At 70.7% G+C, this 11,637-nt stretch carries 10 protein-coding genes, 1 rRNA gene and 1 pseudogene; all 12 read right to left on the reverse strand.

The features are described 5' to 3' along the window. Positions 1 to 783 (reverse strand): annotated as a pseudogene (locus tag QM568_RS14250) (hypothetical protein); the annotation flags it as partial. 3 nt (positions 784 to 786) lie between these two features. Further along, complete coding sequence (locus tag QM568_RS14255) at positions 787 to 1,797, reverse strand: hypothetical protein (RefSeq protein WP_415139840.1); 1,011 nt, start codon at positions 1,795 to 1,797, stop codon at positions 787 to 789. A gap of 103 nt (positions 1,798 to 1,900) precedes the next feature. Next, positions 1,901 to 2,803: a site-specific tyrosine recombinase XerD gene (gene xerD, locus QM568_RS14260; protein ID WP_415139841.1), complete on the reverse strand. Its 903-nt coding sequence runs from the start codon at positions 2,801 to 2,803 to the stop codon at positions 1,901 to 1,903. Position 2,804: 1 nt separating this feature from the next. Next, positions 2,805 to 3,398 (reverse strand): NUDIX domain-containing protein, encoded by a 594-nt coding sequence (locus tag QM568_RS14265; protein WP_415139842.1) that lies wholly within the window; start codon positions 3,396 to 3,398, stop codon positions 2,805 to 2,807. Next, positions 3,391 to 5,079, reverse strand: coding sequence for a CTP synthase (locus QM568_RS14270; protein WP_415139843.1), 1,689 nt, complete (start codon positions 5,077 to 5,079; stop codon positions 3,391 to 3,393). The genes QM568_RS14265 and QM568_RS14270 overlap by 8 nt, the downstream gene beginning before the upstream one ends. A 26-nt stretch (positions 5,080 to 5,105) precedes the next feature. Further along, positions 5,106 to 6,770: a DNA repair protein RecN gene (gene recN, locus QM568_RS14275; RefSeq protein WP_415139844.1), complete on the reverse strand. Its 1,665-nt coding sequence runs from the start codon at positions 6,768 to 6,770 to the stop codon at positions 5,106 to 5,108. A 14-nt stretch (positions 6,771 to 6,784) separates the two neighbouring features. Further along, positions 6,785 to 7,705 carry an NAD kinase gene (locus QM568_RS14280; protein ID WP_415139845.1) on the reverse strand — a complete coding sequence of 307 codons (921 nt, stop codon included), beginning with the start codon at positions 7,703 to 7,705 and terminating at the stop codon, positions 6,785 to 6,787. Then, the gene (locus tag QM568_RS14285) at positions 7,702 to 8,499 is read right to left on the reverse strand and encodes a TlyA family RNA methyltransferase (protein WP_415139846.1); all 798 of its coding nucleotides are present in this window, start codon (positions 8,497 to 8,499) and stop codon (positions 7,702 to 7,704) included. The genes QM568_RS14280 and QM568_RS14285 overlap by 4 nt, the downstream gene beginning before the upstream one ends. Then, a complete protein-coding gene (locus QM568_RS14290) occupies positions 8,496 to 8,666 on the reverse strand; it encodes a hypothetical protein (RefSeq protein ID WP_415139847.1) in 171 nt (56 codons plus the stop codon). The genes QM568_RS14285 and QM568_RS14290 overlap by 4 nt, the downstream gene beginning before the upstream one ends. Positions 8,667 to 8,710: 44 nt before the next feature. Then, a complete protein-coding gene (locus QM568_RS14295; protein ID WP_415139849.1) occupies positions 8,711 to 9,748 on the reverse strand; it encodes an HAD-IIA family hydrolase in 1,038 nt (345 codons plus the stop codon). Beyond that, the gene (locus QM568_RS14300; RefSeq protein ID WP_415139848.1) at positions 9,748 to 11,454 is read right to left on the reverse strand and encodes a primosomal protein; all 1,707 of its coding nucleotides are present in this window, start codon (positions 11,452 to 11,454) and stop codon (positions 9,748 to 9,750) included. The genes QM568_RS14295 and QM568_RS14300 overlap by 1 nt, the downstream gene beginning before the upstream one ends. A 66-nt stretch (positions 11,455 to 11,520) precedes the next feature. Then, positions 11,521 to 11,637 (reverse strand): 5S ribosomal RNA (gene rrf, locus QM568_RS14305).

Raw genomic sequence — 11,637 nt, forward strand, 5'->3', positions numbered from 1 at the left:
CCCGGCGGCGGCGAGCGCCTGCTCGGCCTGCGCGAGGCCGCTCTGCGCATCGCGCACGCCCTGCTCGGCGCCGCGCACCGCCTCGTCCGCGCCCTCCTCTGGTGCGGGCGCCGGGTAGCCGACCTGTGCGTAGAGCTGCCCCACGGCGTTCGCCGTCGCCTGATCGAACAGGTTCGATGCCGCATCCCCCACGTCGATGCCGATGCCGGCGAGCGCCTGCTTCAGCTGCAGCACGTCGGGTCCCGAGACGCCGAAGCGCAGCGTGCGGTACGCGGGCAGCTCTCCCGGCAGCACGATGACGGGCCGACCGACCACCTCCAGTGCGATCGACAGCGGATTCAGCGTCGCGCCCGCCTCGGGCACGGCACCTGTGACGACGCTTCCGCCGCCGGTCGTATCGATGCTCACGTCGACCGCATCCGCATAGCCGACGTCGGCGCGCAGCGTGACGTCGTTGCTCAGCGGCCCGAACTCCACCGGCACCGTGACGAGCCCCGGATCCGGCGCCTCTGCGGTGTCCGCGGGGGCGATGAGGAAGCGCCCAACCAGCAGCCCGGCGACCAGGCTGACCACCGCGCACAGCGCGACGATCCACAGCATGCGGTTGCCGCGCAGGATGCGCCGCCATCCGCTCACCCGCGACATGTCGACAGCGGGTCCGTCCTCTTCGTCCTTGTCGGCGACTTCGTCGCCGACGGTCCTCTCCTCGGTTGCGTCTTCGCCCTCGATGAGTGCGGTGAAGTCGTCGGGATGCTCGCCGGTGGGCGTCTCGTCGTCCTTCATGCGTCAGTTGTTCTGCTCGGCCGCGGCCTTGAACGCCTCGAGTTCGGCCTTGTTGTCGCGCACGAACTCCTCCTCGATCGCGAACTGGATCTTCAGCGACTCCTCGGTGTAGTTCGTCTTCTGCCGGCATCCGAGGTCGACGAGCGCGAGCGCGATCTCCTTCTCGCCGAGCTCCTTCATCTCGGGGCTGTCACTCGGATCGACCACGGTCTCCGGGTCGACCTCGGTGGTCCCGTCGCCGTAGGCGCTCTCGTAGATCTCGTTCTGCGCGTCGGAGATGGACTGCTGCGCATCCGTCTGGAGATCGAAGCCCGGCTCTCCGGCCTCGGCCATGCATTTCGACCAGTCGGCGTTCAGCTTCTTGAACTCCGGCGAGCTCTGCGACGTCTCCCACAGCGCGTACATCTTGTCGCGGAGGTCGGCGAACTCGTCGGACTGCCATGGATCGTCGCCCTGGAGCTCGTGCTGCGCCCACCCCTGGCAGCCTGCATCCTCCCAGTTGTACTCGTAGCCGCCGTCCTCACCCATCTCCTCCTCGGTGGGCGGCACCCCGTAGGCGGTCTCGTAGAACGCGTTGCGCTCGGACTCCGACAGCGAATCCAGGTACTCCTGGTTGGGGTCGACGTACTCCTCGCCCGATTGCTGCGTCTCCTCGGACATGAACGGGTTGTTCACGATGCCGTAGCCGTACTTCTCCACCCATTCCTTCTTGTCGGGCTCCCACGTCCCGTCCTCCTCGGAGAACACCATGCCGCCGTTGTTCACATTCGGCTTGTACTCGAAGCCCTGCTCGGCCATGCATTCGGCCATGAGCTCTTCCTGCTGACGCTGCTGCTCGTCGAACTTCTTCTGCTGCTCCTCTGGCGACAGGTCGCCTCCGTAGGCGGCGCTGAGGTACTTGTTCAGCGGGGAGTCTTCGTACGTGAGCTCACCTCCGCCATCCCCGGAGCATCCAGCGAGGGTGAGGGCCAGGGCGGATGCGGCGAGGACCGCGAGAGGACCGGTGGAACGCATGTCAGGACTCCTTCATCGGCCCGGGCGCGAGCGACCGGGGGTGCATACCGAGAAAGCATATGGGACTGCCTCGTCCGTCCGCGTCCCCCGAATGGGGGACACGTCATACAGCTCGAGGATGAGATGTCGCGTAGACGTCGCGCAGCGTGTCGACCGAGACGTGCGTGTAGATCTGCGTCGTGGCGACCGAAGCGTGCCCGAGCAGTTCCTGCACGACGCGCACATCGGCGCCGCCCTGCAGGAGGTGCGTCGCAAACGAATGACGCAGGGTGTGCGGGGAGATCTCGGCGGTGATCCGAGCCCGCTCGGCGGCCGAGCGGATGATCAGCCAGGCGCTCTGCCGCGACAGGGGCGCGCCGCGCGCACCGAGGAAGAGTTTCGCGCTCGCACGGCCCTTGGCGGCGAGAAGCGGCCTGACCCTGGTCAGGTAGGCGTCGACGGCGTCGCGCGCGTAGGAGCCGATCGGCACGATCCGCTCCTTCGAGCCCTTGCCGCGCAGCCGCAGCACGTCGCCGTGAGCGAGGTCGTCGACGTCGAGCCCGACGGCCTCGGAGACGCGGGCGCCCGTCGCGTACAGCAGCTCGAGCAGGGCGCGGTCGCGGATGCCGGTCGGCTCCTCCGCGGAAGGTGCAGCCAGCAGTCGCTCGACCTGATCGATCGTCAGTGCCTTCGGCAGGCGCCGTGGGGCCTTCGGCGGCCGCAGGCGCCCTGTGGGGTCGTCGTCGTCGATGCCCTCGCGCACGAGGAAGCGGTGCCAGCCGCGCACCGACGACTGCAGACGCGCGAGACTCGTCGCAGCTGGCGGCGGGAGCGCCGATGAGCGCTCGGCGACGAACGAGCCGACCAGCGCCGGGGTGATCTCGGCTGTCTCCGCGATCCCGTGACCGCCGAGCCACTCGACGTAGCCGGCGAGGTCGCGGCGGTACGCGCCGACCGTGTGCGCGCTGAGACCCCGCTCGATCGTGACGTGGCGCAGGTACGCGTCCAGTGCCCGCTCGAGCTGCACGTCAGCGCCCGTCGCGCAGCATCCGCTCGGCGGCGAGAACGCCGATCTGCAGAATGCCGTTGCGCATGCGCCCCTCGAGCACGGCGGCCACTGCGTCCTCCAACGCCACCCACTCCACGCGGATGTCGGCCTCCTCGTCCTCGCGCTCGTGCGCGCCGGGGGCGGGCTCGACGCCCGTGGCGAGATAGATGCGGATCAGCTCGTCGTTGCCCCCCGGTGTCGTCCACGACGACACCAGCGGACGCCATTCGCGCGCCACGAGATCGGCTTCTTCCGCGAGCTCGCGCTGAGCGGCGGCCATCGGATCCTCGCCGGCGATGTCGAGAAGACCGGCCGGCAGCTCCCAGTCGCGATGACGGATCGGATGCCGGTACTGCTGGATCAGCAGCACCCGTCCATCGGCGTCCATCGCCAGCACCGCCACGGCGCCGGTGTGCGCCACGTACTCGCGGATGATCTCGCCGCCCCCGTACGCCACGCGATCGGAGCGCACGTCCCACACCCAGCCCTTGTACACGAGGTCGCTCTGGCGCACCTCGGGGGCGAAGGGCTCGTCGCGCAGGTCCTCGGCCGAACCCGTCGAGGTGTCAGTCATCTTCGCTGAACAGCTCGCTGGCGCGGTGCCGCTCGATCGCCGCGCCCACGAGCCCGCGGAACAGCGGGTGCGGGTCGGTCGGACGCGAGCGCAGCTCGGGGTGCGCCTGGGTGGCGATGTAGTAGGGGTGCACGTCGCGCGGCAGCTCGACGAACTCGACGAGGTCGAGGTCGGGGTTGAGGCCCGAGAACACGAGGCCGGCGTCGGCGAGGCGCGCGCGATACGCGTTGTTGACCTCGTAGCGGTGGCGGTGGCGCTCTGAGGCGATCTCGCTGCCGTAGAGCTCGCGCGCCAGCGACCCCTCGGAGAGGGTCGCCTGGTAGAGGCCGAGGCGCATCGTGCCGCCGAGGTCGCCGCCGTCGAGGATCTCCACCTGCTCGGCCATCGTCGCGATGACGGGCTCGGTGGTCTCGGGGTCGAACTCGCTGGACGAGGCGCCGGCGATGCCTGCGACGTCGCGGGCGTACTCGATGACCATGCACTGCAGTCCAAGGCACAGCCCCAGGGTCGGGATGCCCTGCTCGCGAGCGAACTTCAGCGCGCCGAGCTTGCCCTCGATGCCTCGGATGCCGAAGCCGCCGGGGATGCAGATGCCGTCGAGCGCGGCGAGCTGCTCCTGAGCGCCATCCGGCGTCTCGCAGAGGTCGGAGGGGATCCAACGGATGCTGACCTTCGTCTCCTGCGCGAAACCGCCGGCCTTGATCGCCTCCGTCACCGACAAGTAGGCGTCTGGAAGGTCGATGTACTTGCCGACGAGGCCGATCGTGACCTCGTGCTTCGGGTTGTGCACGGCGTGCAGCACCCTGTTCCAGCGCGTCCAGTCGACGTCGACGGCCTTCTCGGCGAGGCCGAGGCGGCGCACGATGTACGAATCGAGGCCCTGTTCGTTCAGCGTCGAGGGGATGTCGTAGATGCTGGGCAGATCGACGGTGTTGACCACGCCCTCGGCATCGACGTCGCACATGAGGGCGATCTTGCTGCGGTTGCTCTCGCTCACCGGGCGATCGCTGCGCAGCACGAGGGCGTCGGGCTGGATGCCGAGCTGGCGAAGGGCGGCGACCGAGTGCTGGGTGGGCTTGGTCTTCTGCTCGCCGGATGCCCCCATGAACGGCACCAGCGAGACGTGGACGAAGAACACGTTGTCGCGTCCGAGCTCGTGACGCAGCTGACGGGCGGACTCGAGGAACGGCTGCGACTCGATGTCGCCGACCGTGCCGCCGACCTCGGTGATGATCACATCGGGCTTCGGCGTCTCATCGGCCTGCAGTCGCATGCGGCGCTTGATCTCGTCGGTGATGTGCGGAATCACCTGCACCGTGTCGCCGAGGTACTCGCCGCGGCGCTCGCGCGCGATCACCTGCGAGTAGATCTGCCCTGTGGTCACGTTCGCGGCCTGGGACAGGCTGATGTCGAGGAAGCGCTCGTAGTGGCCGATGTCGAGATCGGTCTCGGCGCCGTCGTCGGTGACGAAGACCTCGCCGTGCTGGAACGGGTTCATCGTGCCCGGATCGACGTTCAGATACGGGTCGAGCTTCTGCATGACCACGCGCAGCCCGCGGGCGGTGAGGAGGTTGCCGAGGCTGGCCGCCGTCAGGCCCTTCCCCAAAGACGAAACGACACCACCTGTCACGAAGATGTGCTTGGTCGTGTCGTTCTTGGGTCCCGCAGCAGAAGAGGTCATCACGGGCTTTTATCCTATCAGCAAGCTCAGTGGCCGAGGCGGAGGAGTTCGCGCGCGTGCGTGAGCGCGGCATCGGAATCGGCCAGTCCTGACAGCAGCCGGGCCATCTCCGCTTCGCGCTCCTCGCCCTCCAGCCGCCGGACGCTCGAGGCGGTCACGGCGCCGTCGCTGGATTTGACCACGGTGAGGTGGTTGCTGGCGAAGGCGGCGACCTGGGCGAGATGGGTGACCGCGATCACCTGCGAGGTCTCGGCGAGCCGGGCCAGTCGCCGGCCCACTTCGATGGCGGCGGCGCCGCCGATGCCGGCGTCGACCTCGTCGAAGACGAAGGTGGGGACGGGGTCGGTGCCGGCGATGACGACCTCGATCGCGAGCATGACGCGCGACAGCTCGCCGCCGGATGCGCCCTTGGCCACCGGCCGCGGCTGCGCCCCCGGGTGCGGGGCGAGCAGGATCGCCACGTCGTCGCGCCCGTTGGCCGACTCGGCGCCCGCGGTGACCGCGACCTCGAGGTGGGCGTCCGGCATGGCGAGGGCGTGCAGCTCCTCGGTGACGGCAGCGGCCAGCCGCGCAGCGGCGTCGACTCGCGCGGCGGTCAGCGCGGCGGCCCTGGCGTCGAGCTCTTCCCGCGCCTCTGCGCGCTCCGTCTCGAGGCGGCCGAGGCGGTCGTCGTCGTCATCGAGCTCCGCGAGCCGAGCCGAGCCGCTCTGCCACAGCTCCAGCGCCTCGTCGAGCGAGCCGTGCGCCCGGACGAGCACGCCGAGGGCGGCGCGGCGCTCCTCGACGGCGGCGAGCTCGTGGGGACCGGACTCGTCGAGATCGGCCAGGTAGGCGGACAGTTGGCCGGCGATGTCGGCGATGCGGTAGCCGACGTCGGCGAGCGACTGCGCCATCTCGGCGAGAGCCGCATCCGAGGCGCGCTCGAGCACGCGCCGCGCTTCGCCGATGAGACCAGACGCGTCGGCCTCGCCCTCTTCGTCCGACAGCGCGCGGTGCGCGACGGATGCCGCGAGCCGCAGCTCCTCGGCATTGGCGAGCCGCTCGGCGCGGAGGGCGAGCTCTTCGTCTTCGCCCTTCTCCGGCGCCGTCGCCTCGATGAGCGCGAGCGCCTCCCGCAGCCGCGAGGCCTCGTCGGCGCGGCGGTCCCTGTTCTCGACGACGTCGACGATCTCGGCATCCAGCGCGCGCCAGCGCGCGAAAGCAGCGGAGTACTCCTGCACCGCCGTCACGATCGGGGCGCCGCCGAAGCGGTCGAGGGCGTCACGCTGCGCGGATGCCGACTTCAGCCGCAGCTGCTCGGACTGCCCGTGCACGACGACGAGCTCCTCGGCGAGCGCCGAGAGCACACCTGCGGGAGCGGCCCGTCCACCCACGCTGGCGCGGCTGCGGCCCTCCGCGCTCAGGGTGCGCGAGACGTAGAGCTCGGCGTCGCCGACTCCGGCCGGCTCCAGCTCCCCACCGGCATCCGCCACGATGTCGGCGACCGCTCCGGTCTCTGGAACGATCCAGACCCCGGCGACCGACGCCTGCGCGGATCCGGCGCGCACCGCGCCGGAGTCGGCGCGCTGACCGAGGAGAAGCCCGAGACCGGTGACGACCATGGTCTTGCCGGCGCCGGTCTCCCCCGTGATCGCGGTGAACCCCGGGCCCAACGGCAGCACGGCGTCGGCGATGACGCCGAGGCCCTGCATCCGCATCTCCTCGATCACTGCGCGCCCCCAGCGCTCTGGCCGCGCCATCCGGCGACCGGCAGCTGGAACTTGCGCACCAGCCGGTTGGTGAACTCGGCCTGGTGCAGGCGCGCGAGGCGCACCGGATGCGAGGAGCGGCGCACGACGACCCTCGCCCCTGGCGGCAGCTCGTGCGAGCGTCGCCCGTCGCACCAGAGGATCCCCGCGCCAGAGGCCCCCTCGAGCATCTCGATCGCCACGGATGCGTCCGGGCTCACCACGAGCGGCTTCGCGAAGAGCGCGTGCGCCGACAGCGGCACCACGGCGATCGCCTTGACGCCCGGCCAGATCACCGGGCCGCCGGCGGAGAAGTTGTACGCGGTCGACCCTGTCGGCGTCGACACCACCATGCCGTCGCAGCCGAAGCTCGACAGCGGCAGGCCGTCGATCTCGAGCACGACCTCGATCATCCGCTCACGGCTCGCCTTCTCGACGGTCGCCTCGTTGAGCGCCCACGTCTCGTAGATCACCGCCCCCGCGGTGTCCTTCACCCGCACCGACAGCGCGAGGCGCTCCTCGACCTCGTAGTCGCGGGCGATGACGCGATGCACGGCCTCGTCCATGTCGTCGCGGTCGATCTCGGCGAGGAAGCCGACGTGGCCCATGTTGATGCCGAGCACGGGGGCGTCGCTGCCGCGCACCAGTTCGGCCGCCCGCAGGATCGTGCCGTCGCCGCCGAGCACGATCGCGAGCTCGAGGTCGGCCTGCACCACGGTGCGGCCGAGCACGTCGACGTCGCTGAACAGCGGGTCGGCGACGGTGAGGTCGGCGGCGTCGTCTGCCGGCAGCACGGGGCGCGCGCCGGCGGCGCGCAGCTCCTCCACGACGCGATGCGCGGCTTCGACGGTGTCGGCACGGCCGGCGTGGGCGACGACCAGGATGTTGCGCTCGTTCATCGACTCCCTGCCAGTGCGTTGATGCGGTCTGACCATTCTGACGGATCGCTGCCGCGACCGGGCGCGAGGTGCACGAGGTACTCGGCGTTGCCGTGTGTACCGAGGATCGGCGAAGGGAGGATGCCGAGCATGCCGAGCCCCTCGTCCCAGGCCGACCACACGGTGCGGGCCACGGCATCCGCTCTGGTGGCGGGGTCGGTCACGAGGCCGCCGCGCACCGCGGTGCGCCCGACCTCGAACTGCGGCTTGACGAGGAGCACCACGTCGGCGTCGGGCGCGGCGACGGCGGCGACGGCCGGCAGCACGAGCTCGAGGGAGATGAACGACAGGTCGCCGACCACGAGATCGGGCGGCGTGCTCTCCCCGGTGGCGGATGCGAGGCTCTGCGGGGTCATGTACCGGACGTTGTAGCCCTCGACAGCGATGACCCCGGGGTCGGACGCGACGGAGGCTGCGAGCTGATCGTGGCCGACGTCGACGGCGAGCACGCGCCGCGCGCCGCGTTCGCGGAGCACCTGCGTGAAGCCGCCGGTGGAGGCGCCCATGTCGAGGGCGAGCCGGCCGTCGACCTCGATCGCGAATCCGTCGAGGGCGGCGATGAGCTTGTGCGCCGCGCGCCCGACGTAGTGGTCGCCGCCGGCCACGGTGATCTCGGCGTCATCGGCGACCGCGGTGGACGCCTTGACGACAGGACGGCCGTCGACGCAGACGAGCCCATCGGCGATCAGCGTCGCCGCGTGCGAGCGCGAACGGGCGAGTCCTCGTGCTGCGAGGGCGGCATCGAGTCTCGTCATCGCTGCGCTTCGCGGTCGTCGCGCCTGGCACCGCTCTCGAGGCGACGGGAGAGCTCGTCGTGCAGGGCGGCGTACGCGTCGGCGCGATCGGCCAGCGGCTGCCCCTCGATCAGACGCAGACGGCTCCAGAGGCCGTCGGTCGGCGTCGGGGTCGTCTCATCGGTCACGCTTCTACTGTACGCGCGAGCACCGACGTCGCCGGCCCGCCACGTCAGGGCCTGTGGAACGGATCCGCATAGAGGCGCTCCGGCACGCGCAGCACGAACACCGGGGTGCCAGAGGCCCAGATCGCCGAGGCGGCGGCGCGGAGCAGGTCGATCTGCGCCTCGCCGTCCGACACGATCTCGACATCGGCTCCCGAAACGCGCACCGCGGCGCCGTTGACCCGGTGCACGCCGTCCTTCACCGTCGCGAACGGATAGGGCTCGTGGAGCTCGCGCAGATCGCTGAGGATGTAGGTCGGACGCGACCCCTCCGGTGCGGCGAGCACGTGCTTCGGGCGGTCGATGCCGGTGAGCACGAGGGCCGAGTCGATGCCGGCCCGCACCGCGCCCTGGATGTCTGTATCGAGGCGGTCGCCGATGAAGAGGGCGTTCTCGGCGTCGAAGCGCGCCTTGGCCTCTTCGAAGATGGGCACCTCCGGCTTGCCGGCGACCGTGGCGAGTCGCCCGATCGCCGTATGCACCGCCGAGACGAGCGTGCCGTTGCCGGGCGCGACCCCGCGCTCACGCGGGATCGTCCAGTCGGTGTTCGTGGCGATCCAGGGGATCCCGCCCTCGTCCTCCGGCGTCTTCAGCGCGAACGCGGCCTCGGCGAGATCCGTCCAGGCGACCTCGGGGGCGAACCCCTGGACGACCGCCGCCGGCGCATCCTCGGCGCTGCGGGTCGGCGTGTAACCGGCCTTCTCGAGCTCGTCGACGAGCCCTGCGCCGCCGACGACGAGGATCGTCGCAGGGGGCGGGACGAGACCGGCGAGCAGGCGCATCGCGGCCTGGGGGCTCGTCACCACATCGGATGCCGCGACGGTGAGGCCGAGGCTGGTGAGGTGCTCCGCCACCGATGCGTCGGTGCGCGAGGCGTTGTTGGTGATGTAGCCCACTCGTGCGCTGCCAGCGGCACGGTTGAGGCTCTCGACGGCAAACGGCAGGGCACCAGGCCCCGCGTACACGACGCCGTCGAGATCGGCCAGCACCGTGTCGACGCCATCGAGGGGCGTACGAGGCGCGGGCTTCTTGGAGAACAGCCCCATCATGCGCCCTGGCCAGTCTCGGACGCGTCGGCGTCTTCCTCGTCCTCTCCGAGGAGTTCGCGGACCTCATCCTCGATCGAGGGCTCGGGCGACGAGGGCGCCTCGTCCGGCTCCGGAGAGCCGGCAGCCGGAGCCGCGTCGTCCGATGCAGGGACGTCGGCTGCCGCACCCCCGTCCTCGGACGGGAGTTCATCGGCATCCGCCTGGCTGCCGTCTCCCGCGATCTCATCGGAGTCGGAGTCGGCGTCATCTTCGGCGTCGGCGTCGAGGTCGTCATCGAAGTCTTCGATGAGGCCGTCCTCGACGAAGATCTCCTCGTCGCCCGCCTCATCGACGCCGAGCGCCTCGGCGGCGATGTCGGCACGACGAGCCCAGAACGCGGCTTCCTCGGTGCGGCCGAGGTCTTCGAGCACCGCGGCCCGCGCAGCGAACAGCGCCGGGCTCCACTCGAAGGCGCGATCAGGATCGAGCTCGGGGATCTCGAGCTCGCCGAGAGCGAGTTCGAGATCGCCCTGATCGAGGCGCGCACCGGACATGGCGATGGCGAGGGCGACGCGGACCGGCGTCGGGAGCGTGGACTTGTCGACCGCACGGCCGGTCTCGAGCGCACGGTCGGGACGACCGATCCCCCGCTCGCTGTCGACCATCAGCGCGATCTGGTCGTCCTTGCCGGAGATGCGGCGGTACGTGCGCAGCTCGCGCAGGGCGAGGGCGAAGTCCTCGATGGCATAGGCGGTGATGCCCAGCGTCTCGCGCACGATGGCGATGCGCCCCGCGCTGCGCGAGGCCGCCAGGGCGTGCTCGTGGGCGAGCCGGGGGTCCTCGTCGATGAGGCGGGAGGCCATCGCGAGGTGTCGTGCGACACGGTCGGCGTTCTCCTTGCTCAGCGTCTTCAGCTCGTTGCGCGCCGACGGGTGCAAGTCGCGCGCGGTGATCTCCTCGGGGACGACCGGGTCGTCATGCCGCGGACGGTCGGCGCCGGAGTGCACCGTACGCTCACGACCCGCCCCACCGCGCTGCGGGAAGGAGCGCCCGCCGCGCTCACGATCGCCGTCGCGGCGCGGAGCGCCTTCACGGTTGTAGCCGCCCTCACGGCGCGGGGCACCACCGTCACGGTTGTAGCCGCCCTCACGACGCGGGGCACCACCGTCACGGGAGTAGCCGCCCTCACGACGCGGGGCACCACCGTCACGGGAGTACCCGCCCTCACGACGCGGGGCACCACCGTCACGGGAGTACCCGCCGTCACGGCGCGGCGCACCATCACGGGAGTACCCGCCGTCACGGCGCGGGGCACCACCATCGCGGGAGTAGCCACCGTCACGGCGCGGCGCACCATCACGGGAGTAGCCACCGTCACGGCGCGGGGCACCACCATCGCGGGAGTAGCCACCCTCGCGGCGCGGGGCACCACCGTCACGGTTGTAGCCACCCTCGCGGCGCGGGGCACCACCATCGCGGGAGTACCCGCCTTCACGACGCGGAGCGCCGCCATCACGGCTGTAACCACCGTCACGACGCGGAGCGCCACCGTCACGGGAGTAGCCACCCTCGCGACGCGGGGCACCACCGTCACGGGAATAACCGCCCTCGCGACGCGGGGCTCCGCCCTCACGGGGGCGGAAGGGACGATCTCCGGAAGAACGCGGTGCGCGCGGTCCCCTGTCGTCACTCCGACGCGGACGGCGCTCTTCTTCTTCCGGCATGATGCTCCCTGTTCGACAAACGCAAAATGGCCACCCAACCTTGGGTGGCCATTTTACTTAAAAGGAGTCCGGCGGTGTCCTACTCTCCCACAGGGTCCCCCCTGCAGTACCATCGGCGCTGTGAGGCTTAGCTTCCGGGTTCGGAATGTGACCGGGCGTTTCCCTCACGCTATGGCCGCCGAA

Origin of the sequence: Microbacterium sp., from assembly GCF_047607465.1 — a bacterium.
Classification (GTDB): domain Bacteria; phylum Actinomycetota; class Actinomycetes; order Actinomycetales; family Microbacteriaceae; genus Microbacterium.